Origin of the sequence: Brachybacterium sp. Marseille-Q7125 (genome assembly GCF_023062615.1) — a bacterium.
Classification (GTDB): Bacteria; Actinomycetota; Actinomycetes; order Actinomycetales; family Dermabacteraceae; genus Brachybacterium.
The window spans coordinates 34,043-57,718 of record NZ_JALLAL010000014.1 but is presented as its reverse complement, the minus strand read 5'-3'; the positions used below and the strand labels follow the sequence as shown (position 1 = coordinate 57,718).

Below are 23,676 nucleotides of genomic sequence, written 5' to 3'. Positions count from 1 at the left end.
CGACGACAACCCCGGCGACGACAACCCCGGCGACGACAACCCCGGCGACGACAACCCCGGCGACGACAACCCCGGCGACGACAACCCCGGCGACGACAACCCCGGCGACGACAACCCCGGCGACGACAACCCCGGCGACGACGAGTCCGGCGAAGACGAGTCCGGCGACGAAGAGCCCGGTGAAGAAGCTCCGGGCGATTCCGCTCCCGAGACCGGGGGCAGCGATGAGAAGCAGGGCTCCGACGATCGCGGGAACAGCGATGACCGCGGGAACCGCGATGGCGATGTGCAGGCCGGTGGACAGCAGCCGGCTGCGTCGGCGCCCGCACCGGCGGCTCCCGGATCGGCGACCAATGACTTCCCGGCTGCCGGGCCCACCGTCACCGAGCAACAGCGGCTGAGCGCCGTAGAGATCCTGCGGGCGTTCCTGTCCTTCGGCGGGAAGAGCACCGGCGCGGACAGCACCGGCTCCAGCGAGGGCTCTGATGCGGAGGCGTCCGATGGCGGCGGTGAGCTCGCCCAGACCGGCATCGAGGCCAGCGCGTTCGTGGGCCTGAGTGCCCTCGCCCTGCTCGGCGGGGCCGGGATGCTCTGGTACGCGCGGCGTCGCCGCAGCTGATCAGCCCTGCCCTGGCGCTGACGGCTCTGTGCCTGCTGAGGCCAGCAGCACCGCGAAATCCTCGAGGGTGCGCTGCAGGGCGACGGAGGGATCCAGCAGCCACTGGATCTGCAGCCCGTCTGATGCCGCCACGATCAGCGCGGCCATCCGTGCGGGATCCACATCAGCTCGCACCAGTCCTGCCCCCTGATCCTCGCGCAGTCGACGCGCGAGGTTCCCGCGCACCCGCTCGAACCGGGCGGTGAAGTACTCGTTCGCCGGGCCCTGCTCCGCCTCCAGGGCGGCGGCCAGCAGCGTCGAGTACAGCTGCACCAGGCCCGGGACGTGCACATTGCGCACCGCCGCATTGGCCATCACCTCGGCGGCGCGCTCGCGGCCTCCATCGGCCCGCTCCTGCCCCTCCCGCTGCTCATGGTGCTGGTATACCGCCACCAGCAGCTCCTCGCGGGAGGCGAAGTAGTGCAGCAGGGCGCCGTGGGAGACGCCGATCGCCTCGGCGATGCGCCGCAGTGACGTGCCCTCAGGGCCGCGGGCGCGGAACACCTCGATCGCGCGATCCAGGATCTCTTGACGCCGGGCGATGCCCTTGCGATAGGAGCCGGCGCGGCCGATCGCACCGCGGCCCCGCGTGGGCTCCGCGGCGTCGGCGTCCTTCCCCTCAGTGCTCATGAATCCGAGCCTGCCATAAAAACCTCCACGCGGTGGTTTCACTGTTAGGCTCGACGCACCCTGACGCGATAGGACGAAAGCAGGTCACCGTGACACCACCCCAGGACCCCACCGAGCTTCCCCTCGCCTCCGTCCAGCTGTACACGCTGGCCCAGGAATTCACCGCCGATATGCACGGCTCTTTGGCGAAGCTCGCCGAGATCGGGCTGCAGCATGTCGAGGCCTTCGACTTCGTGCGCCGCCCGAAGGAGATCCGTGCGGCGCTGGATGCCACCGGCCTCACCTCCCCCACCGGGCATGCGCCGCTGCTGTCCGATGAGCTGTGGACCCCGGATGGCTCCATCCCCACCCCGAGCAATGAGGTGGTCTTCGAGGCTGCCGCCGAGATCGGGATGCAGGTCGTGATCGACCCGATGGTCCCCACTGAGCGCTGGCTCACCGAGGACGGGGTGAAGGACACCGCCGAGCGGCTGAACACCGCCGCCCAGAAGGCCGCCGAGTACGGGCTGGCCGTCGGCTACCACAACCACGCCCAGGAGTTCCTCGCCGACTTCGACGGGAAGACCGCCTACCAGCGCTTCCTCGAGCTCACCGACGATGCGGTGCAGATCGAGCTGGACCTGTTCTGGGCGCTTGTGGGCGGACAGGACGTCGTCGGCCTCGTGCGCGAGATCGGCCCGCGGCTGACCGCCATCCACGTCAAGGACGGTGTGGCCCCGGCGTCGAACCCCTTCGCGCCCGGCGCCCCCGCCTTCACCTCCGACAGCCTGGATCAGCGCCACGCCGGTGAGGGGGACGTCCCCACCGCCGAGGCGATGCAGGCTGCGACCCAGGTGCAGTACGCCGTGATCGAGTACGACCACGCCCCCGGTGACGTCTTCGCCGACATCGCCGACAGCCACCGCTTCCTCCTCGAGAAGGGACTTGCCCGATGACCACCCTCGAAAGCCCCGTCGGCATCGGCGTCATCGGCGCCGGGTTCATCTCCGACCAGTACCTGCGCACCCTCGCGACCTTCCCCGATGTGCGCGTACTCGCGATCGGCGACCTCATTCCCGAGCGCGCCGCCACCCAGGCGCAGACATACGACATTCCCGTCCACGGCACCGCGCAGACCGTGCTCGAACACCCCGAGGTGCAGGTGGTCGTGAACCTCACGATCCCCGCCGTGCACGCGGAGGTCTCCGCTGCCGCGATCGCCGCGGGCAAGCACGTGTGGACCGAGAAGCCACTGGGCCTGGACCGAGAGTCCACCGCCCAGCTGCTGCGTGATGCCGAAGCGGCGGGGCTGCGCGTGGGCTGCGCCCCGGACACGGTGCTCGGCGCGGGAGTGCAGACCGCGCGGCGGGCGATCGTCGACGGGCTGATCGGCCGTCCGCTGTTCGCGCAGACCTCCATGCAGTGGCAGGGCCCCGAGGTGTTCCACCCCGATCCGGCCTTCCTGTTCGCCAAGGGCGCGGGCCCGCTGCTGGACATCGGCCCCTACTACTTCACGGCCCTGGTGAACCTGCTGGGATCCATCACCGAGGTGGCGGCGATGGGGCTGAAGGCCAGCGAGGAGCGAGAGATCCTGGTCGGCGAGAAGGCCGGGCAGCGCTTCCCGGTGATCCCGCCGTCGACGATCTCGGTGCTCACGCGCTTCGCGGGCGGGCAGACCGGCACCTCGCTGGTCAGCTTCGACTCGCCGCTCGCGCGGCAAGGGGTCGTGGAGATCCACGGCACCGAAGGCTCGCTCGTGGTGCCGGATCCGAACATGTTCGAGGGCCGGGTGGCGTATGTGCGGCCCTTCGAGCCCTCCGGGGAGACACCCGGGGAGCAGGAGTGGATCGAGGTGCCGCCCGCGGGGCCGACGACCGGCCGGGGCCTGGGGCTGCTGGACATGGTCCGCGCGATCGCCCAGGACCGCCCGCATGTGGCCAGCGGCGCAGTGGGCTACCACGTGCTGGATGTGATGCTCAGCGCCGAGGAATCCGCCGAGCGCGGCGAGTTCGTGCGCGTGGACTCCGCGGCTCCTGAGATCCCGGTGGTCCCCGCGGACTTCGACCCGACCGCGCAGACCCTGTGAGCTGAGCGGCAGTGACCTGGGACTGCGCGGTTCAGTCCGCCCAGTTCCAGGTCACGCCCACAAGCCCGGGGCCGAAACCGGTCACGGCGCACTGGACGCGGCCGCGCTGATCCAGAACGGCGGGGCGGCAGGTCACCTCCCCGGGCTCGGGATGGATGACGGTGCGCAGATCGCGCAGGGGCCGGGAGCCCCGGAACTCGACCTCGACCATGAGGCTCAGGATGCGCCGGGACACGGAGTATTTTATGTCGGTGACCTCATCCATCTGCACCGGCAGCGCCACCCGGTAGGACACGACCGCCACCTGCCCCTGCTGGAGGGGGCCGTCCACCTCGATCCGGGCCCCCACCACGGTGCCGTCCCGCTTGCTCACCCGACGGGCCACACGGCAGCCGCCGAGCGCGCCGATCTGCGGGATGTCGGGACCTCCCGCGGTCTCCAGCAGATGCACGTTCGGCAGGGCGCAGATGCCATCGGCCGTGGCCTTCACCTGCGTCAGGAAGGTCATCTCGAGGGTGGAGGCGTCGGTGTCCACCAGGGCGTGCTCCACGATGGTCTGCTCCATCGGGAAGTCCTCCGGAGTTCTGAACCCGAGCTCGACCAGGGCCTCGCGCACAGCGCTCGTCCCCGGGGGCATGAGCATGGCCAGGTCCCCGCGCTCCGGCGGACGACCCCGTCGGCGCCGCGGCGCCACCAGGCTCGACAACGTCCCCGGCTCGATCTTCACGACCTCCTCAAGAGCCTCGAGGACTTCGCGCGAACGCTCCCAGTCGGGGTGCCGGGCGCCGCTCTGCCACGAGGACAGGGTGGCGGGGCTCGCCGGCAGATCACGGCGGCGCAGAGTGCGGCTGATCGCCGCGAGCGTCAGCCCGCTGCCCGCGATCGCCTCGCGCAGCACCTGCGCGAAACGCTCCGGATCCCCGACGCCGGCTCCTGCCTCACCCGGCGTCTGCTCCTCATACATGACCTCAGCTCCTCCCGGTCCCCGCAGCGTAGTGCCGGAGCCTGAAGTTCGCGCATTCACCCCTTCGGCTGAGATCGTGAACACCGGTTCCTAGCATCGAGACCCCGAGGGCGCCTTCTAAGGTTCCGCAGGCCCTTCAGCAGTCGGCCACGAGGCGCAGCAGCACGCGGGCGCCGAAGCGGATCGCCTCCACCGGCACACGCTCATCGACGCCGTGGAACAGCGGGGCGAAATCGAGGTCCGCGGGCAGCTGGAGGGGCGCGAACCCGTACCCGGCGATCCCCAGCCGGGAGAGCTGCTTGTTGTCGGTCCCGGCGCTCAGGCAGTACGGCAGCAGATGGGCCCCGGGGTCCTCGGCGAGGATGGCGCGGTGCATGGCGTGGACGAATGGGGTGTCATCGGGCGCATCGAGCGCCACCCCGAGCGTCTCCACGATGACCTCCACGTGCTCGCCGCTGAGCTCGTCGATCAGCGCCAGCAGCGCATCCTCGTGGCCGGGCAGGAACCGGCAGTCCACCTGCGCCTCGGCGGTCTGGGGGATGACATTGCCCTTGTAGCCGGCGTGGAAGGTGGTGACGTTCGCGCTGTCGGCCAGGGTGCCGGCCACGAACTGGCGGGCCCCGCCCAGCAGCGGCAGGAACGCCTCCGGGTCCGCCTCATCCCAGTCCTGCCCGGTGACGTCGGCGACCCGATCGAACAGGGTGCGCACGCTCGCCACGTACTCGCGGGGGAACTCGTGGGCGTCGATCGCGGCGATCGCGCGGGCCAGGCGCACGATCGCATTCTCGTCATTGGGGACCGAGCCGTGGCCGGCACGGCCGGACGCCCGCAGACGCAGCCAGGCCATGCCCTTCTCTGCGGTCTGCAGCAGGTAGGCGCGCTCCGCAGTGCCCGATGGGGTGGGCAGGGTGATCGAGTAGCCGCCCACCTCACTGATCGCCTCGGTGCAGCCGTCGAACACCTCGGGGTGGTGCTCGACCATCCAGCGGGAGCCGTAGGTGCCGCCCGCCTCCTCATCAGCAAACATGACGATCACGAGGTCCCGCGGGGGTTTCTGGCCGGTGCGGGCCAGGTGCCGCACCACCGCGAGGATCATGCCGTCCATGTCCTTCATGTCCACGGCACCGCGGCCATAGAGCACCCCGTCGATGATCTCCGCGGCGAAGGGGTCCACCGACCAGTCCCCGGCGTGCGCGGGCACCACATCCAGATGCCCGTGGATCACCAGTCCGCCGCGCTCGCGGTCCTGGCCCGGGAGGCGCAGCACGACGCTCGCCCGGCCCGGCTCGGACTCCAGCAGCTCCGGCTCGAGCCCCACCTCCTGCAGCAGCTGCATGACGTAGTCCGCGGCCTCCCGCTCCCCCGGGCCCCAGGTCTGCGGGTCGTGGCCGCCGTAGTTCGTGGTGTCGATGCGGATCAGCTCGCGGGTGATCCGCACCGCCTCGTCCTGCAGGAGAGTCAGCTGCTCAGCGGTCGGCTCGGCGAGGGTCATCGACCCAGGCTATCCGCCGCCCCGTCCACTCGCGTCCCGGCCACGCCCGGGCGGGTGATGAGCACATCGGCGCCCTCGGGGGCATCGCCGCCCGCGCGGTAGCGCTCAAGCCAGTCCGCGGCGAAGGCCGGGGCGTCCGCGGTGGGCACGAGCGCCCACACGCTGCCGCCGAAGCCCGCCCCGAAGGAGCTTGCGGACGCCGCACCCAACTCCCGGGCGAGGTCCACGAGCTGGATGGTCTGGGGCACCTGATTGCCCAGGTGCGTCGCGGCGAGCTGCTGGGAGACCTCCACCTGCTGGGCGAACGCCTCGATGTCCCCAGCGCGAAGAGCCTGGTGGGCACGCGGCACGATCTCCCCGGATTCGCGCAGGAACTGCTCCAGGCGGTCCCTTTCGGCGCCGACGGGCAGGATCTCCCGCAGCGGGTCCAGTCGCGGATCCTCCGCCGCGAGCGGCTCCTCAAGGTCCTCCCCCACCAGGGAGCGGACCGCGGCCTGCACGGAGGCGTCCCGTCGGCCGGTGCGGCGGTTCCACTCCTGGACCACCTGGGTCAGCAGGGCGGGGCCGCGGTTGTAGGCCTCACGCGCGGCGCCGGTCTTCTCGGCGAGCACCCCGCTGACGGCCACCACGAAGGACCAGTCCTTGGCGAGCGGCACGGTGTCGATCACGCGCATCGGGTCGAACTCGGCGTAGGAGATCATGCCGTCGCGCCCGGTGAGCATGCCGGTGTGGTCCAGGGAACCACCGGAGGTGCCCACCCCCGGTCGGCCCGCGAAGGTGCCGAAGGTCTTGCCGTTCTCGATCGAGGCCGCATAGCCGGCGAGCGCCACCCGGTCGGTGATCTGCGCCGTCCAGGCTGGGGAGTCGGTGATGCCCGCAAGGTCCGCGAGGACCATCGCCGTGGCGGTCAGCAGCGCGGAGGAGCTGGACATGCCCGAGGCGGGTGGGAGGTTGGAGGTGGCGGTCAGCTCCGCGGCCGGCAGGGGCCCGAAGTTCTTGGTCAGCCGCTCGAGCACCGTGTGGACGTAGCGGCCCCAATGCCCAGGTGGCAGGGGCGGCTCCTCGCCGCTGCGCAGGCTCACCGCATCGGGGTGCACATCGGTGCGGGCTCGCACGGTCCCGGGCTCACCGCCGGTCAGTTCGCCGCGGACGGTGATGCCGCGGTCGACGGCGCACACCAGCACGCGGCCGCCGCCGTAGTCGGTGTGCTTGCCCAGCACCTCGATGCGGCCGGGCATCCGCCAGGTCGCGGCGGTGCGGGCGGGGCCGGTCACAGGGAGACCTCCACTCCGGTCAGGCGGCGCTGCACATCGGCGATGTCCTCGCGGCGGGAGAGGTCCAACACGCCCCCGGCGAAGGGGATCACCTGCACGGTCGCGAGGGCCCGTACGGCATCGACGATCTCGAGCTCCCCGCGGGCGCTCGGGGTGATCTGCTCGCAGGCGGTGAAGATCTCCGGGGTGAAGGCGAAGCAGTTCATGCTCACCAGGGCGTTCTCACCCGCGGCGGCGAGATCCTCCGCGGAGGGCTTCTCCAGGATGCCGGTGAGGATCCCGTCCTGCTGCTGGATGATCGCGAAGGCGGCGACCCGGTCCGCGGGGATGTTCGACTGCTCCACCAGGGCGGTGCGCTCGAAGCCCAGCAGGGCATTGCCGGGGGCGGCCAGGAGCTGCTGCACACCCTCGCCCGGGTACAGGTTGTCGCCGTTGACCATGAGGAACGGCTCCTCCCCCACCGCCTCCCGGGCGGCGGCCACGGCATCGGCGGTGCCCCTCGGCTCCTCCTGCACGGCGAAGAGGACCTCGAGGCGCTGTGGGGCCACCTGCGCGATGTGCTCGGCGAACTCGGCATGCTCGGGGGCGACCACCAGGACCGCCCGGGTGATCCCGGCATCGGCCAGGGCGGACAGCGAATAGTCCACCAGGCAGTGCTCGCCGATGGGCATCAGGGCCTTATGCCCGCTGGCCGCCGCGGCGGCCTGCTCGGCGCTCAGGTTCTCCCCGCCCGCGGCGCGCATACGGGTGCCCAGTCCCCGGGCCAGGACGACGGCGGTGGTGATCATGACTCTCCCAGGTCGAAATGGTCGGCGACGGCGCTCGCCAGCTGCTGCGCCTCCTCCAGGGTCGGGGCCTCCGCGAACACTCGGATCACCGGCTCGGTACCGGAGAAGCGGATGGTCAGCCAGGAGTCGTCGGCGAAGTACACCTTGGCCCCATCCTCCCAGCTGATCCGCGCGATATCGCGGTCGAAGGAGGGCAGTTCGTGCTCGACGAAGATGCGCTGCTGCAGCTCCTCGCGGCGGGCAGGAGTGTACGCGTAGGCGGCCTCGACCATCTCGAGCCGCCCGTAGCGGTCCACGATGTCCTGGTAGATCTGCGAGAGCTTCTTTCCGGAGGCTGCGACCATCTCCACCAGCAGGCTGCCGGCCTGGATGCCGTCCTTGCCGGGGATGTGCCCGGCCACCGTGAGGCCGCCGGAGGATTCACCGCCGATGATCGCGCCGGTCTCGGCCATCTTCGCGCTGATCCACTTGAAGCCCACCGGCACCTCATGGCACTCCTGGCCGTGGGCGGCGGCGACCCGGTCCAGCAGATGGGTGGTGGACATGTTGCGCACCACCGGGCCGGACCAGCCCTTGGTGCTCAGCAGGTACTCGTACAGCAGCACGAGCACCTGGTTGGGGCTCAGGTATTCGCCGGTGTCATCGATGATGCCCAGGCGGTCCGCATCCCCGTCGGTCGCGATGCCCAGATCCGCCCCCTGCTCGAGGACGGCCTGCCGCAGCGGGGCCAGCGACCCCTCCGCCGGGGAGGGCATGCGGCCGCCGAACAGCGGATCGTGGCGGGCGTTGATGACATCCACCTGGCAGCGGGCGGAGATGAGGATGGTCTGCATGCTGGTCTGCGCGACGCCGAACATCGGGTCCAGCACCACGTGCAGATGGGCGTGGCGGATGGTCTCCAGGTCCAGCTGCTCCATGATCGCGTCGAGGTACCAGTTGATCGAGGACTGCTCGGTGACCAGCTCGCTGCTGCGTGCCTCATGCGGGGCCAGGGCCTTCACGTCCGCCTCGGTGAGCGGGGCGATGCGCTCACCCAGCTCATCGGTGACCTCGAGGGTCGCATCGCGCCCGCCGGCGGTGAAGAGTTTGATGCCGTTGTACAGGGCCGGGTTGTGGCTCGCGGTGACGGCGAGGCCGTAGGGCGCCTCCTGCTGCTTCACCGTCCACATGCACATCGGCGTGGGCACGGGGCGGGTGATCACGCGCACCGGGATGCCATTGCCGGCCAGCACCTCGATCGCCCACCAGGCGGCGACGTCGGAGAGGAACCGCCGGTCGTAGCTGATGACGATGCCGCGCTCGGCGACGCCCTCATCGTGCATGCGGTCCGCGAGGCCCTGGGCCAGCAAGCGGACGTTCGCGCGGGTGAACTCATCACCGATGATGGCGCGCCAGCCACCGGTGCCGAACCTGATCATGGATGCTCCTTCGCGGGCGGGGCGGCGGGGTGGGGCAGCCTCCCGCCAATACGTTCACGTTGTGAACAAACTACGACGACGGGCGCATGCCGTCAAGACTTTCGACAGGTTCCCCCCTGTGTTATTCGCAGTAACCTGGCGGCGTGCTGCGTTCCGAGTTGCCGCGTTCCCAGTTCTGCCGTGTGCTCCTGGCCTCCCTCGGGGGATCCCTCGCCCTCGGTGCCTGCACCGACCGCGGAGGCACCGACCCCACTGCATCGCCCGGCCCCTCCGATGGTGGCGGCCCCTCCGACGGGGGCACCAGCGGTGACGGGGAGGACATCGTCGGCACCCCGGCCCCCGCGTGGCCGCAGCCAGCCGCCGTCGACCCCTCTGCCCTGCCGGACCTCGACGTGCTCACGATCTCCGACAACACCCTGCACATGCACATCGTGGTCCCGCAGCTGGGCGGCCACGACACCCTGAACACCGCGACGCGAGAATTCGCCGAGGGGCAGGAACAGGACTTCCGCGACGGCCTGCCGCCCGCCCCCTCCGATGGCGGCGACAGCGAGACTCCCCCGATGTGGATCTCCGGCACCTGGCAGGCCACCGCGCTCAGCGCGGACATCGCCGGATTCGTGCTGACCACCAGCTACTCCCCCGGCGCGAGCACCGGGCAGGAGCGGCGCAGCCTCTGGTACGACACCCGGGCCGGGCGCGTGCTCTCCCCCGGCGACCTGTTCGTGTCCGAGCGTCTCGGGGACATCACCGAGGCCGTCACCACGGAGCTCGAGGACCACATCGAAGACGTCGACTCCGCATGGGTGGATTCCGCACTGGATGAGGGCAGCGCGCTGATCGCCTTCACCGCCGACGGGGACCTGCTGGTGGGCTTCGATTCGCACACCGTCGGCCCCGGATCCGCGGGCGCCCCCGCCGTCGCCCTACCCGACCCGGACGGTGCGGGCTGGCTAACTGAGACGGGCCGCACGGCGCTCGCCGCAACGCTCGACCCGGCCCCAGCCGACCTGCCCGACCGCCCCGAGGTCACCGTCCACCCGCCGGTGGACCCCAGCGACGGAAAGTTCATCGCGCTAACCTTCGATGACGGGCCCTCCGGCTCGACCACACCCCGTCTGCTCGACATCCTCGCCGAGCATGAGGTGCCCGCGACGTTCTTCGTCCTCGGCTCCCAGGCGCAGGCCTTCCCCGATGTGCTCGCGCGGCAGGTCGCCGAGGGGCATGAGATCGGCAACCACTCGTGGTCCCACCCGGATCTCTCCGGCCTCGGCGCCGAGGCCGTGCGGGAGGAGATCGACCGCACCTCCACGACGATCGAGGAGATCACCGGCGCACGGCCCACCCTGCTGCGCCCGCCCTACGGCGCGACGAACGGCACCGTCGATGAGGTGTCCGCGGAGCTGGGGGTCGCGCAGATCCTGTGGAACATCGACACCGAGGACTGGCGCCACCACGATCCTGCGCAGACGCGCACGGCGATGCAGAATCCGGCGAGCGGCTCGATCGCTCTCATGCACGACATCCACGCCAGCACCGTCGACGCGGTGCCGCAGGTGATCGAGGATCTGAAGGCCGCGGGCTTCACCTTCGTGACCGTCAGCCAGCTGCTGCCGGATCCGGTCCCGGGCGAGCGCTACTCGCAGGCGGGCTGAGAGGCGGGACGCGCAGCGGATCCTCGAGCACCCGCTGCAGGGCGAGCGTCGCCCCGCCGCGAGCCGCGGCCTGGAGCCCGAGCCATGAGCCGAGCACCTCGACGCGACCTGCGGGGTCCAGCAGCCGCGCATCCAGCGCCTTCTGCACCGGGCTGACCAGCAGCTCGGCGAGCTCGCCGAAGGCCCCGCCGAGGATCACGACCTGCGGGTTCAGCACATCGGTGAGCACCCCGAGGCCCCGGGCGAGATCGGTGGTCAGCTGCGCCATGCCCTCCGTGATGGCGGGTTCTCGTGCGGCGGCGAGCTCGCGCAGGCGGGCGAGGCGCCGCGCCATCGACCAGTCCGCGGTGCGCCCGGGATCCTCGGCGGGCAGCAGGTCCAGGACCGCCTCGAGGCCGACGAGCGTCTCCCAGCAGCCGCGGCGGCCGCAGCGGCAGGCACGGAGCGGGGCGGTGGGGGTCGGTGCGCCCAGGCTGATGTGCCCCACCTCGCCGGAGCTGCCGGAGAAGCCGCGCAGCAGGTTGCCGCCCACGATGATGCCCGCGCCCACGCCGACATCGCCGGTGAGATAGATGAGGTCCGCAACCCCGCGGCGGGCCAGGCGCGGGGCGGCCGCGAGCGCGGAGAGCTTCGCGTCATTCTGCACCGCGACCGGCAGCTCCTCCCCCATGAGGCGCTGGTCGAGCTCCGCGGCGAGCGGCACCTGCTGCCAGCCGAGGTTCGAGGCGAAGCGCACCGTCGCGGACTGCTCGTCGATCGGGCCGGGCGCGGCGACGCCCACGCCCGCGACCCACAGTCCGGCCGCCTCGGCCACCTGCTGTGCCTCGCAGATCAGCTGCGCCGCAAGATCCAGGACCGTGGCCGCGGGGTAGGTGCGGGCGGGCTCAGCGTCGGCGGCAGGCTGCCCGTCGGCCCCCTGAGCGGCGGCGTCCCGTCCCCGCTTTCCGCCGGCGATGAACGGGGTAGGGCGCGCCGTGGTGAACCGGACGCCACCGCCGAGGTCCTGCAGGCACACGGTGAGCTGATCCGCCGCGAGATCCATGCCGATGCCGGCCACCCGCGTGGGATCGAGGTGGAGCGCGGTGCCGGGTCGGCCCACGCCGCCTTGCCGCTGCGTCGGGCCCTCGCGCACCAGCCCGCGCTCCGACAGATCCGTGACCAGCGAGGTCACCGCTGCTTTCGACAGGCCGGTGCGCTGGGCGAGATTCGCCCGGGTGCTCGGGCCGTGATCGGCCAGATCGCGCAGCAGCAGCGAGAGGTTCGCGCTGCGCATTGCGGCGTGGCTCCGCGGGCGGGCGGCCGGGCTCATGATGCGGCGTGGGTCGCACCGTCCGGCCGGGCGGCGCGGGCGTACCACTGCTCGAGCTCGCGCAGCTCTGCGGCGCCGACGTGCCCGGTCGCGGGCGGGCACGGGCCGCCGCGGGCGATCGCGGCGGGGATGCTCAGGTGCAGCCCGTCGGGTTCGGCGCGCTCCCGATCCGGCTCACGCGGCAGGGCGGCGATCACCGTGGCCGGCAGCAGGACCGTGCGCGAGCTGAGCTGCCGGCGGATCACCGCCAGGGCGGCGAACTCGCCCGTGGCATCGCGCAGGTAGATGTCGCGGACGCGGCCGACGACGACCCCGTCGGCCCCGTGCACTGTGACGCCCTCGAGGTCAGCCGGGCGCAGCGGCGGCGCCGGGGATTTAGAGGGTGCAGTGCTCACAGCTCCTGATCCTAGCGATCCGGCTCCCTGCCGCGGGCCCGGATGCGCCGGTGGGCGGGGCTCAGTTCTTCGCGTCGTCCTTCGCGTCGACCAAGAGCAGGCCGATCAGCTCACGCACATCGTCGATCGGATCAGCCACCGCAGATTTCTGCAGCTCACGGACGGTGTGCTCACGCACCGTGAGGCTCAGCAGCTCGGAGAACACGGTGCGGGCCAGGAACGTCGGCCCCGCGCCCTCCCGCAGATACCCGGCCTCCGCGAGGCCCTCGAGAGCCTTCTCCAGCACATGCTCATGCACCAGGCGCAGCCGCGCGATCCGGAACCGGCCCGGATGATCCGGGTTGACGATCTCCGCGGATAGCGTCGCCATCAGCGCCATCTGATGCCCGCGCGGATCCCACGGTCCCGCCAGCGCCGCCAGCAGCATCTGCGGGGATCCCGCGAGGGAATCCACCGAGTTCAGCAGGCCCTGCGCATGCGCCTCCAGCCGGTCGATCACCGCGCTGAGCAGCACTTCCTTGGAGGAGAAGTGGTGCAGCATGCCCGGATGGGAGATCCCCACCCGACGCGAGATGTCCCGCAGGCTCGCCCCGTGATATCCGCGCTCGGCGAACAGTGCCGAGGCCGCATCCAGGATCGCCTCGCGCCGCCCCGAGGACTGCGAGGAGGAGGCCTTGGAGCCATCGGCCGTCCCGGGGGTGTTCGGGACCGACGTCGCCGTGCGCAGTCCGTCCCCGCCGTCGAAGTCGATCGAGGAGATCGAGTCCAAGGCCCTCAGCGCCCTCGCGAGCGGATCCCCGGCTGCCGGTCCTCGGGAGCCGGGAGCGTCCGTGTGCGTGCGGTCCGAGGCCCGGGCTGACAGTGGCGCCGGGCCCGGGCCCGAACCGGTTGAGGAACTACCCGCAGCGCGCATCTTGGACTGCTCCTTCGGCTGACGTCTCTCGCTGGTCAGGGCGAGGCGAGCAGCTCCGCGATCTGAACCGCGTTGAGCGCCGCACCCTTGCGCAGATTATCGGCAACCACGTAGAGGATGAGGCCACGCCCCCCTGGAACCGCCTGGTCCTGCCGGATCCGTCCGATGAATGTGCCATCATGGCCGGTTGCCCTGAGCGGAGTCGGCAGGTCCATGACGGTCACCCCGTCGGCCGCCTCCAGCAGCTGCCGGGCGCGCTCGGCCGCGAGGGGCTCGGCGAATTCGGCGTGGATGGTCAGGGCGTGGCCGCTCAGCACCGGGATGCGCACGCACGTCCCGGATACGGCCAGGTCAGGAAGACCCAGGATGCGTCGGGACTCATGGCGGAGCTTCTGCTCTTCATCGGTCTCCCCCGAGCCGTCATCGACCAGGCTGCCGGCGAGCGCGACAGCGTTGAAGGCGATCGGCTCCGCGTACACCGTCGGCTGCCCGAGATCCACCGCGGAGCCGTCCAGCGCGAGCTCTTCGAGGCGGTCCGCGGCGCGGCGGATCTGCGCGGCGAGCTCCTGCACGCCTGCGACACCCGATCCGGAAACCGCCTGGTAAGTGGAGATCGCAAGGCGGGTCAGGCCCGCATCGTCATGCAGGGCCTTCAGGGCCGGCATCGCCGCCATCGTGGTGCAGTTCGGGTTCGCGATGATGCCCTTGGGGCGCTTAGCCAGGTCCTGCGGGTTCACTTCGGAGACGATGAGCGGCACGTCAGGGTCTCGCCGCCAGGCCGAGGAGTTGTCCACCACCGTCGCCCCCGCCGCGGCGAAGCGGGGCGCGAGCTCGCGAGAGGTGGCGCCGCCCGCGGAGAAGATCGCGATGTCCACCTGCTGCCCGGGCGCGGTGAGGTCCGCGCTCGCGGCGTCCTCGACCACGAGGTCGAGGTCCGCGTAGCGCACGGTGCTGCCGGCCGAGCGGGCCGAGGCGAAGACACGGATCCGCGAATGCGCGACCGCCCGGTCGGCCAACAGGGTCAGCATGACCCGGCCCACCTGTCCGGTGGCACCGACCACGCCGATCACGGGCCCGTCGGCCGCGTATCCGGGGGTGGCCGAGAAGTCGGGGGTGTGCTGGGTGGTGGGCTGCTGGGTGCTCATCGTCCGGTCCCTCCGTAGACCACGGCCTCGGTCTGCTCGGCGTCGAGGCCGAACGCCGTATGGATCACGCGCACCGCATCATCGAGGCGGCCCCGGTCGGTGACCACCGAAATGCGGATCTCCGAGGTGGAGATCATGTCGATGTTGATGCCCGCCTCCCCGAGGGAGCGGAACAGGCGGGCGGAGACGCCCGGGTGGGAGCGCATGCCCGCGCCGACGATCGAGACCTTCCCGATCTGGTCGTCGTAGCGCACCTCCGCGTACCCGATCGCCTCATGCGCCTGCTCGATCGCCTCCAGAGCCGCGGGAGCGTCGGCCTCCGGGAGGGTCAGGGAGATCGCGACCGTGTCGTCGGTGGTGGAGGTGTTCTGCACGATCATGTCGATGTTCGCGCCGGTCGCGGCGACCACGTCGAACAGCAGCGCGGCCTTGCCGGGGCTGTCCGGGACCTCCACCACGGTGATCTTGCCCTGACTGCGGTCATGTGCGACGCCGGAGATCAGCGGAGCCTCGAGGCCCTCCGCGGTGAAATCCGGGCAGTGGGGATCCAGGCCGGGCTGAGGCGCGGCGGTCGGGTCCTGGTTCTGGTTCTGGTTCTGGTTCTGGTTCTGGTTCTGGGGCGACGGTGTCGTCACGGGGATCTCCTTGCTGGGATCGGCGGCGTCGCGGCGGGCGACCTCGGCGGTGCGGACGGTGACGGTCGGGTCCACCGGGATCTCACGCGCAGGATCATCGGACACCACGGTGCCCAGGCGCCCCGAGTAGCTCGAGCGCACATGCAGCGGCACGTCATAGCGCCGCGCGTACTCCACACTGCGGGCCATGAGGATCTTCGCGCCGTTCGCCGCGAGCTCCAGCATCTCCTCGCTCGTGATCCAGGGGACGCGGCGGGCCGAGGGGACGATGCGCGGATCGGCCGTGAACACCCCGTCGACGTCCGAGTAGATCTCGCACACATCGGCGCCGAGCGCCGCCGCGAGCGCCACCGCCGTGGTGTCCGAGCCGCCGCGGCCCAGGGTGGTGATGTCCTTCGTGGTGCTCGAGACGCCCTGGAAGCCGGCGACGATCGCGACCTGCCCCGCTTCGAGGGCCTGCTCGATACGGCCCGGGGTGACGGTGAGGATGTGGGCGCGGCCGTGCTCCTCATCGGTGATCAGCCCGGCCTGCGAGCCGGTGTAGGCGCGGGCGGGCACGTCCAGGGCGTTCAGGGCCATCGACAGCACCGCCATCGAGATCCGCTCCCCGGCGGTGACCAGCATGTCCAGCTCGCGCGGCGGCGGGGTGGGGGCCACCTGGTGGGCCAGGTCGATGAGGTCATCGGTGGTGTCGCCCATCGCCGAGACCACCACGACCACCTGATGCCCGGCCTGCGCATACAGGGCGATGCGGCGGGCCACGCGGCGGATCGCATCCGCATCGGCCACGGAGGATCCCCCGTACTTCTGGACGACCAGGCTCATCGGCGGTTCCTCTCGGCGTGGGGTGCGGGGGCAGGGGCGTCCGCCAGTCTACGAGCGCCCCGCCGGGACCTGCCGAGCCGTCCCACGGGCACGCGCCCGTTACCCCGCCAAGACGGCTACGTTTCCGTGGAAATTGACCATCGATTCCCACGAAAACGTACCCGTGTGCGCTTTAGGAGGTCCGACGGGGCGAGGGGGCAGGGCGGGGCAGGCCAGGCAGGCCAGGCAGGGCAGGGCCCCGCGCGGGTCAGAGCGTCTGCACGAGGTCGCGCAGGAGGGCGCGGGCTCCGCGCTCGCGCAGCGTGGTCAGCGCCGCGAGGTACGGCCGCGTGAAGGCCTCGTGCTCCACAAGGTCACCGAACAGCTCCTCGTCGCGCAGGAACGCCAGCAGGTCCTCGTCGTGCTGGGCGGCCGCACCCATGACGCGGTCGCGCAGGCGATCCACCACCGGCCACTGCTCGCCGTTCTCTCCCGTGCCCTCCGCGTAGCGCGCCCAGGACGCCACGATCGCCGCCGAGGCGCTCACGTCCCGACCCGCCGCGAGGTTCTCGCGGATCACGGGCATCAGCCAGGTGGGGATCCGGTCGGAGCTCTCCGCCGCGAGCCGCGCGAGCGTGTCCTTGACATGCACGTTCGCGAAACGCTCCATGAGCTGGTCCTGATAGGCGTCCAGGTCCATGCCGGGCACGGGGGGCACCGTCGGCGCCCCCTCCCGTTCCATGTAGAGCACGCGCGTGAACGGCGCCAGGTCCGCATCCACGGCGGCCTCGTCGGCGTAGGTGTGCCCCAGCAGCAGCCCGAAGTACGCGATCGCCTGGTGGGAGCAGTTCAGCAGGCGCAGCTTCATCAGCTCGTAGGGCTCGACATCGTCGACCATCTGCACGCCCGCCTTCTCCCAGGCGGGTCGGCCGGTGGGGAAATGGTCCTCGAGCACCCACTGCACGAAGTCCTCGCTGACCACCGGCCATCGGTCCGCGATCCCGAAGTCCTGCTCCACCATCGCCACGTCCTCGGGCGTGGTCACGGGGGTGATGCGGTCCACCATGCAGTTGGGGAAGGCGACGTGCTCGCGGATCCACGGCGCCATCGGCTCGCTCCCGGTGCCGCCGGCATCGTCGCGCAGCTCGGCGTAGGCGAGCATCATGCGCCGAGCCAGATCCCCGTTGCCGCGCACGTTGTCGCAGGACATGACAGTGAACGGAGCGGTCCCCGCCTCGCGCCGACGCCGCAGCGCCTCCACCACGTACCCGAACATCGTGCGCGGCGCGCTCGTCGTGACGTCCGCGGCGATGTCGGCGGCCACCTCGGGCGTGGACTCCTGGAACTCGCCGGTGGAGGGGTTGTAGTTGTAGCCGCCCTCGGTGACGGTCAGGGACACGATCCGCACCGCCGGGTCCGCCATCCGCGCGAGCACGGCCTCGGGGTTCTCGGGGGCGTGAAGATACTCGGCGATGCTGCCGATCACGCGTGGCTCCCGCGACCCGTCGGGCGCCTTGGTGACCAGCGTGTACAGGCCGTCCTGGGTGGCGAGGGCATCACGCATGCGGGCATCGCCCGGCAGCAGGCCGACCCCGCAGATCGCCCAGTCGAGGTCGCGTCCTGCGCGCATCAGGCGGTCCAGGTACATCGCCTGGTGGGCCCGATGGAAACCGCCCACGCCGATGTGCACGATCCCGACCTGGCGCTGCTCGAGCGGGTAATCCGGGACAGCGACGCGGCCCTCCTGGGCGATCTGGGGCAGGGCGGCGGCGGTCAGCGCAGTCATGGGGGTCCTTCCGGGGTGGTCTGGTTCACGAGGCTATCGGGCCGACGTCGCCGGGCGCGGGGCCGACGGGCCCGGGCCGCACGGGCCCGCGCCGCGCGGATTGCCGCGGAGGACTACCGTGGTGCAGGTGAATGACTTTTCCACCATCTGCGGGAGCGCGGCGTGAGCCCGCGTCGTCCCCTGGCGGGCTGGCTGCTCATCGCGCCCAGCCTGATCGGCGTGACCGCGTTCCTCATCCTGCCGGTGACACTCGCGTTCGTGGTCTCGCTGTTCCGGTGGAGCCTGCTGGGCGAGCAGCAGTTCGTGGGCCTGGAGAACTACCGCAGCCTCCTGGCCGACGGGGTGCTCGCCAACTCCCTGCTGGTCACCGCGATCTTCACGCTCATCTCGGTGCCGGTTTCGCTGGTGCTGGGGCTGATTCTCGCGACCCAGCTGGTGCGCGCCCTGCCGGGCTCGGCGGTGGCCCGCGTGGTCGTGGTGATCCCGTGGGTGTGCGCACCGCTGGCCCTGGGCGTGGTGTGGAAGTGGATCTTCCAGCCCTCCGTCGGCGCGCTGAACCAGATCCTGGGGGTGCGGATCGAGTGGCTCACGGATCCGTCGCTCGCCCTGCCGGCGGTGGCGTTTGTGGCGATCTGGCAGAACGTCGGCTACATCTCCCTGTTCTTCCAGGCGGGCCTGGGCCGGATCCCCGTCTCGATCTACGAGGCCGCGACCCTGGATGGCGCGGGCCCGCTGCGTCGGCTCACCGCGATGACCATCCCGCTGCTGCGCCCCACCACGTTCTTCCTCGCGGTCACGCAGGTGGTGGCGAGCTTCCAGGTGTTCGACATGGTCTTCGCGCTCACCGGCGGCGGTCCGCAGCGTCGCACCGAGGTGATCGCCTCCCTGATCTACAACGAGGCCTTCGTCTCCGGCCGCCTGGGCCGCGCGAGTGCGGTGGCTGTGATCCTGTTCGTCCTGCTCGTGGTGATCACGCTGATCCAGCAGCGCTGGTTCTCCTCGCGCGTCACCTACGACATGAGCTAGGGAGCGCCGATGCCTCACGACACCACAGCACAGCCCGACGCGCCCCGCACCGGATCCCGTCACCGCTCCCCCGGTCGGCTCCTGGGCTACGTCGCCACCTACCTGGTGCTGCTGGTCGCGGTCCTGCTCACGCTGGGGCCGTTCGCGGTCTCGGTGATGACGGCCGTGACCTCGACGCGCCAGTTCGCGCAGCAGGGCCCGCTCTCGATCCCCGCCCCGCCGGTGCTGGACAATGTCGTCGAATTGCTGACTACGCCCGATGGTTTCCTCACCCCCGTGGTCGTGACCGTGCAGATGGTCGCGGTGATCCTGGTCGGCCAGATGGTGTTCTCGGTGCTCGCCGCTTACGCCTTCGCGCTGCTGCGCTTCCCTGGCCGTGACCTGCTGTTCTGGGTGTATGTCGCGACGCTCATGGTGCCGCAGGTCGTGGTGGTGGTGCCGCTGTATCTGATGCTGTCCGAGGTGGGGCTGCGCAACACGTTCTGGGCGCTCGTGATCCCCTTCGTGCTGGGCTCGCCGTACGCGATCTTCCTGCTGCGCGAGAACTTCCGCGGTGTGCCCGGGGAGCTGATCGACGCGATGTGGGTCGATGGTGCGGGGACGCTGCGGCTGCTGTGGAGCCTGGTGGTCCCGCTGAACCGCCCGATCATCGTCACGCTCGTGCTGATCACGGTGGTCACGCACTGGAACAGCTTCATGTGGCCGATGGTGATCACCTCCGGGCCTGAATGGCGCGTGATCACCGTGGCGACAGCGTCCTTGCAGTCGCAGTACAACAACAACTGGACCCTCGTCATGGCCGGCACCACCCTTGCGGTGCTGCCGCTGGTGATCCTCATGATCGTGTTCCAGAAGCAGATCACCCGCTCGGTGGGCGAGACGCTCCGGTAGGGCCGACGGGCAAGCGGTCCCGTACGCTGGCGCCATGAGCATCGAGCTGGCGCACACGCTGCGCCGCGGGATGCGTCGGCACCTCTCGCGGTGGCTGTTCGCCCGGGTGCTGCCGCATGATCCGCGGGTGCTGCCGCCGCCGCTGGCTCGCGCGTGGTCCATCCCCGCCGCCCTCACGTCCCCCACGACCGGGTCTAGGCAGAGATAATGGGGTGATCGCCCATCGGAAGGACGTCTCCATGTTCACTCGCCGCACCATGCTCTCTGCCACTGCCGCCGCCGGTCTGCTCGGCGTGGCCGCCGCCTGCTCTCCGTCCTCGAGCGGAGGCGGCGACGAAGGCGGCGGTGAGGCCAGCGGGGAGAAGAGCCTCACCTTCCGCCTGTGGGAGCAGAACGCCGTGCCCGCCTATGAGGAGTCCTTCGCCGCTTTCAAGGAGGAGACCGGCTGGTCGGTGACGATCGATGTGGTCCCGTGGAACGACTACTGGACGCGCCTGCCGCTGGACACCGCGAGCGGTGACGCCGCGGATGTGTACTGGATGAACTCCGCGAACTTCGTGCGCTACGCGGATGCCGGGCATCTGCTGGCGATCGATGACGTCGTCGAGGGCGGCGCCGACCAGTGGGAGAAGTCCGTCGTGGACCTGTACACGCGAGACGACAAGCTGTGGGGCGTCCCCCAGATCTGGGATTCGATCGCGACGTTCTACAACCAGGACCTGGTGGAGGCCGCCGACGTGGACCCCGAGGCCCTGGAGTTCGATCCGGATGCGGAGACCGACTCGCTGCGCGACGCCGCGCGGGCCCTGACCCTCGACAAGGACGGCCGCCACCCGGGCGAGGACGATTTCGCGGCCGATGCCCGCGAGCAGTACGGCTTCAACTCCGCCGCAGACCGACAGGCCATCATCGGCCCCTTCCTCGCCTCCAACGGTGCGACCTGGCAGGAGGATGACCGCTACGTCTTCGCCTCCGAGGAGGGCATCGCGGCCTTCGACTACATGCAGGCGCTCGTGAACGAGGATCACGTGGCCCCGTCGGCCGCGGACACCAATGAGAACGGTGACTTCTCCCGAGACCTGTTCACGCAGGGGAAGCTGGGGCTGTTCCAGTCCGGTCCGTACAACCTGCTGGCCATCAGCGAGGGGGTCGCGGATTCGTTCCCGTGGGCGATCGCCCCGCCCGTGAAGGGCCCGGCGGGCGCAAAGTCCCTGGTCCACGGCGTGGTCGCGGTGGGCAACGCGAAGGCCGACGAGGACCAGCAGGAGGGCATCGCCGCGCTGCTGACCTGGCTGGGCTCGAAGGAGGGCCAGCTGCCGCTGGGCGAGCAGGGCGTTTCCTTCCCCGGCCATGTGGATGCGCAGGATGCGTTCATCGACTTCTGGGCGGACAAGGGCGTGGATGTCTCGGTGTTCGTCGAGGCGGCGAAGGATCCAGCGCCCGCGGACACCGGCGAGCGCGCGAACGACGGGCTGATGGCCGCGATCCCGATCTTCCAGGAGATCTTCATCGGCCGCCTGCCCGCCGAGGAGGGCGTCCCGCAGGCGCAGGAAGCCGGCAACGCGGCGATGGAGGGCTGAGGTCCCATGACCGGGGTGGGGGAAGACAGGCCGGGGACCCACGGATACGAGGCCGACGGGCCGTGGTTCGGCGTGCCCGGATCCCCTCAGCCCGGTCCGGAGAGCCCCGCGGCCGACGGGCTGCGGGCCGAGCAGGTCTCCCGGGCCTTCGGGGCGGTGCAGGCCGTCGCGAACCTGTCCTTCACCGCGCCGCGCGGGGCGGTGACCGCGCTCGTGGGGCCGAACGGTTGCGGGAAGTCGACGCTCATGCTGATGCTGGCCTCGCTGCTGCGGCCGGATACCGGCCGAGTGCTCGTGGACGGCATCGACCCCGCCGAGGACTCCCCCGCGGTGCGGGCCCGCGTGGGCTGGATGCCGGACCAGTTCGGCGCCTGGGACTCGCTGACGGTGCTCGAGGTGCTCGAGACGATGGGGCGGGCCTACTTCCTGCCCACCGCGCAGCTACGTGAGCGCGTGGATCATCTGCTCGAGCTGCTGGATCTGACCAGCCTCGCGCAGCAGCGGGCGCATGTGCTCTCACGCGGACAGAAGCAGCGGCTGGGGCTCGCGCGGGCGCTCGTCCATGACCCCTCGGTGCTGATCCTCGATGAACCCGCCTCGGGGCTGGATCCGGCCTCCCGGCGCCGCCTGCTGCGGGTGGTGCGGACGCGCGCCGCCCAGGGATCGACCGTGCTGCTGTCCAGCCACATCCTCTCCGAGCTGGAGGAGATGGCCGACCACGTGGTGTTCATGGATGCCGGCGAGGTGGTGGACGCCGCGAGCGTGCACGAGCTCGCCGCGCGGCCGCGCACCTGGCGGGTGGGCTCGCTGCACCATCAGGCGCTCGAGGTGGCCCTGGATCGCCTCGGGGTGCGGCATGGCGGAGTGATGCCCGCGCAGCAGACGATCTCCGGGCATGCTGAGGCGCTGATCTCCCTGCCCGATGACCGCACCGCCGCCCGACTGCTCGCCGATCTGACCGCTGAGCAGGCGCAGCTGATCGAGTTCGCGCCCGCCACCGGCACCCTGGAGGCCGCCTACCTCGCCTCCGATGCCGCCCGACGTGAGGGAGCTCTGTGATGACCGCGATGATGCCCTCGCCCTCCGGGTCCCCGCCCGGCTCCGCGCTGCCGCCCGGCGGGGATGCGCTGCCTCCGCCCCCACCCGCGGCTTTGCGGAAGCGGCCGCTCGCCAATGGGCGCTGGCAGCTGCGGCCGCGCGGCGTGTGGCTGGTGACCGCGCTCGAGCTCAAGCAGCGCCTGCGCTCCCTGCGCTGGTACATCGCGCTCGGCGTGTGGACGCTGGTGCTGCTGGGCATCGGCCTCCTGGCGCTGGGCCCGATGATGTACAGCGGCTCCTGGGTGGACGTGCGCGTCACCGCGCGGGTGCTGTTCAGCCTGCAGATGATCCTCGTGCTGTTCGCGATGCTGCTGGTGGTGCCGGCGCTCTCGGCCGGGTCGATCAATGGTGACCGCACCGCCGGGACACTCGCGACGCTGCAGGTGAGCCTGCTGAGCCCGGCGGAGCTGGTGCTCGGCAAGCTCCTTGCGGGCTTCGCGACCGGGCTCGCCTTCCAGGTTCTCGCCCTGCCGTCGGTGGTGCCGCTGGCGCTGCTGGGCGAGGTAGGTATCTTCTACATGCTGCGCTTGGTGCTGGTGCTGAGCCTGCTCACCCTGTGCGTGACCTCGATCGGGCTGGGGCTCTCGGCGCTGACGGCACGGCAGCTGGGCTCCGTGGTGCTCATGTATGCCCTCGTGTTCGGGGTGACAGCGGTAGCGCCGATCACCTGGGCGACCTCCGCGGCGTTCCTCCAGTACGACACGACGGTCCAGACGTATCGCGGGACCTACGACAGCTCGAGCGACCGCTGGATCTGCGAGCCCCAGATGCGGGAGCGCCGCGTGGTGCGGGCAGATCTCTCGCTGCCGCTGATGTGGGCGAACCCGGTGGTGCTGCTGGCGGAGGCCGCGCCCCGCGTGAATATGGACATCAACGCCAGTGAGGGCCCCGACATGGATGCGCTCGTGCTGCTCAAAGCGGGGATGCGGACCGTTGCCACGTCGAACCACCCCTCCCACCGGGTGAACTGTTCCCCAGAGGATCCCGGCTACCCGGAGCATCTCGCGACGCCGCCCAACCGACCGCTGTGGCCGATGGGCCTGGCGATGTGGATGCTCGCCGGGGGTGGCTCGCTCGTGCTCGCGGTGCACCGTATCGGCGTGCCGATCGGGCGTCTGGGCAAGGGGACCCGGATCGCCTGAGTCGAGCT

22 protein-coding genes are annotated in these 23,676 nt (G+C 70.9%); 10 read left to right on the top strand and 12 right to left on the bottom strand.

The window, feature by feature from the left end; genetic code table 11:
* Positions 1–619 (top strand): LPXTG cell wall anchor domain-containing protein (locus MU407_RS05500; protein ID WP_246955999.1); only part of this gene is annotated, 619 nt, incomplete at its 5' end.
* Here the strand turns inward: MU407_RS05500 and MU407_RS05495 are convergent.
* On the bottom strand, positions 620–1,288 hold the full coding sequence (locus MU407_RS05495; protein WP_246955997.1) for a TetR/AcrR family transcriptional regulator: 669 nt from the start codon (positions 1,286–1,288) through the stop codon (positions 620–622). It abuts the gene before it with no gap.
* Between the two features lie 170 nt (positions 1,289–1,458).
* On the opposite strand from MU407_RS05495, the gene MU407_RS05490 reads away from it, so the two are divergent.
* Together MU407_RS05490 and MU407_RS05485 are read left to right on the top strand one after the other, a co-directional pair.
* A complete protein-coding gene (locus MU407_RS05490) occupies positions 1,459–2,223 on the top strand; it encodes a sugar phosphate isomerase/epimerase (protein WP_246956005.1) in 765 nt (254 codons plus the stop codon).
* Positions 2,220–3,353 carry a Gfo/Idh/MocA family oxidoreductase gene (locus MU407_RS05485; protein ID WP_246955995.1) on the top strand — a complete coding sequence of 378 codons (1,134 nt, stop codon included), beginning with the start codon at positions 2,220–2,222 and terminating at the stop codon, positions 3,351–3,353. Before MU407_RS05490 ends, MU407_RS05485 begins: the two co-directional genes overlap by 4 nt.
* Before the next feature lie 31 nt (positions 3,354–3,384).
* Here MU407_RS05485 and MU407_RS05480 read toward each other — a convergent pair whose 3' ends face one another.
* The 5 genes from MU407_RS05480 to MU407_RS05460 all read right to left on the bottom strand — a co-directional run bounded on the left by MU407_RS05480 (position 3,385) and on the right by MU407_RS05460 (position 9,289).
* Positions 3,385–4,317, bottom strand: coding sequence for a hypothetical protein (locus tag MU407_RS05480; RefSeq protein WP_246955993.1), 933 nt, complete (start codon positions 4,315–4,317; stop codon positions 3,385–3,387).
* Positions 4,318–4,453: 136 nt separating this feature from the next.
* Positions 4,454–5,809: a M20/M25/M40 family metallo-hydrolase gene (locus tag MU407_RS05475; RefSeq protein ID WP_246955990.1), complete on the bottom strand. Its 1,356-nt coding sequence runs from the start codon at positions 5,807–5,809 to the stop codon at positions 4,454–4,456.
* Positions 5,806–7,083, bottom strand: coding sequence for a galactokinase family protein (locus MU407_RS05470; RefSeq protein WP_246955988.1), 1,278 nt, complete (start codon positions 7,081–7,083; stop codon positions 5,806–5,808). Before MU407_RS05470 ends, MU407_RS05475 begins: the two co-directional genes overlap by 4 nt.
* Positions 7,080–7,871 carry a sugar phosphate nucleotidyltransferase gene (locus tag MU407_RS05465; RefSeq protein ID WP_246955986.1) on the bottom strand — a complete coding sequence of 264 codons (792 nt, stop codon included), beginning with the start codon at positions 7,869–7,871 and terminating at the stop codon, positions 7,080–7,082. Before MU407_RS05465 ends, MU407_RS05470 begins: the two co-directional genes overlap by 4 nt.
* Complete coding sequence (locus MU407_RS05460; RefSeq protein ID WP_246955984.1) at positions 7,868–9,289, bottom strand: phosphoglucomutase/phosphomannomutase family protein; 1,422 nt, start codon at positions 9,287–9,289, stop codon at positions 7,868–7,870. Before MU407_RS05460 ends, MU407_RS05465 begins: the two co-directional genes overlap by 4 nt.
* A 143-nt stretch (positions 9,290–9,432) precedes the next feature.
* Between MU407_RS05460 and MU407_RS05455 the strand changes: the two genes are divergently transcribed.
* Positions 9,433–10,944 (top strand): polysaccharide deacetylase family protein, encoded by a 1,512-nt coding sequence (locus MU407_RS05455; RefSeq protein WP_246955982.1) that lies wholly within the window; start codon positions 9,433–9,435, stop codon positions 10,942–10,944.
* On the opposite strand, the gene MU407_RS05450 is transcribed toward MU407_RS05455, so the two are convergent.
* The 6 genes from MU407_RS05450 to MU407_RS05425 all read right to left on the bottom strand — a co-directional run bounded on the left by MU407_RS05450 (position 10,889) and on the right by MU407_RS05425 (position 17,931).
* Positions 10,889–12,217, bottom strand: a complete 1,329-nt coding sequence (locus MU407_RS05450) for an ROK family transcriptional regulator (protein ID WP_246955980.1) — start codon at positions 12,215–12,217, stop codon at positions 10,889–10,891. The genes MU407_RS05455 and MU407_RS05450 overlap by 56 nt on opposite strands.
* A gap of 32 nt (positions 12,218–12,249) precedes the next feature.
* On the bottom strand, positions 12,250–12,648 hold the full coding sequence (locus MU407_RS05445; RefSeq protein ID WP_102234948.1) for a PRC-barrel domain-containing protein: 399 nt from the start codon (positions 12,646–12,648) through the stop codon (positions 12,250–12,252).
* 61 nt (positions 12,649–12,709) lie between these two features.
* Positions 12,710–13,417: a TetR/AcrR family transcriptional regulator gene (locus MU407_RS05440; RefSeq protein WP_246955978.1), complete on the bottom strand. Its 708-nt coding sequence runs from the start codon at positions 13,415–13,417 to the stop codon at positions 12,710–12,712.
* A 179-nt stretch (positions 13,418–13,596) separates the two neighbouring features.
* Positions 13,597–14,706, bottom strand: coding sequence for an aspartate-semialdehyde dehydrogenase (locus tag MU407_RS05435; protein ID WP_246955976.1), 1,110 nt, complete (start codon positions 14,704–14,706; stop codon positions 13,597–13,599).
* On the bottom strand, positions 14,703–16,166 hold the full coding sequence (locus tag MU407_RS05430) for an aspartate kinase (RefSeq protein WP_246955975.1): 1,464 nt from the start codon (positions 16,164–16,166) through the stop codon (positions 14,703–14,705). The genes MU407_RS05435 and MU407_RS05430 overlap by 4 nt, the downstream gene beginning before the upstream one ends.
* A 247-nt stretch (positions 16,167–16,413) precedes the next feature.
* Positions 16,414–17,931, bottom strand: coding sequence for a mannitol dehydrogenase family protein (locus MU407_RS05425; protein WP_246955973.1), 1,518 nt, complete (start codon positions 17,929–17,931; stop codon positions 16,414–16,416).
* Positions 17,932–18,093: 162 nt separating this feature from the next.
* On the opposite strand from MU407_RS05425, the gene MU407_RS05420 reads away from it, so the two are divergent.
* From MU407_RS05420 to MU407_RS05395, 6 genes are all read left to right on the top strand, one after another.
* The gene (locus MU407_RS05420) at positions 18,094–18,957 is read left to right on the top strand and encodes a sugar ABC transporter permease (RefSeq protein ID WP_246955971.1); all 864 of its coding nucleotides are present in this window, start codon (positions 18,094–18,096) and stop codon (positions 18,955–18,957) included.
* 9 nt (positions 18,958–18,966) lie between these two features.
* Positions 18,967–19,848, top strand: a complete 882-nt coding sequence (locus tag MU407_RS05415; RefSeq protein ID WP_246955969.1) for a carbohydrate ABC transporter permease — start codon at positions 18,967–18,969, stop codon at positions 19,846–19,848.
* Between the two features lie 34 nt (positions 19,849–19,882).
* Complete coding sequence (locus MU407_RS05410) at positions 19,883–20,056, top strand: hypothetical protein (protein WP_246955967.1); 174 nt, start codon at positions 19,883–19,885, stop codon at positions 20,054–20,056.
* Between the two features lie 31 nt (positions 20,057–20,087).
* The gene (locus MU407_RS05405; RefSeq protein ID WP_102234957.1) at positions 20,088–21,428 is read left to right on the top strand and encodes a sugar ABC transporter substrate-binding protein; all 1,341 of its coding nucleotides are present in this window, start codon (positions 20,088–20,090) and stop codon (positions 21,426–21,428) included.
* A 72-nt stretch (positions 21,429–21,500) separates the two neighbouring features.
* Positions 21,501–22,487, top strand: coding sequence for an ABC transporter ATP-binding protein (locus tag MU407_RS05400; RefSeq protein WP_233190575.1), 987 nt, complete (start codon positions 21,501–21,503; stop codon positions 22,485–22,487).
* Positions 22,487–23,668 carry an ABC transporter permease gene (locus MU407_RS05395; RefSeq protein WP_246955965.1) on the top strand — a complete coding sequence of 394 codons (1,182 nt, stop codon included), beginning with the start codon at positions 22,487–22,489 and terminating at the stop codon, positions 23,666–23,668. Before MU407_RS05400 ends, MU407_RS05395 begins: the two co-directional genes overlap by 1 nt.
* The last annotated feature ends 8 nt before the right edge of the window (positions 23,669–23,676 follow it).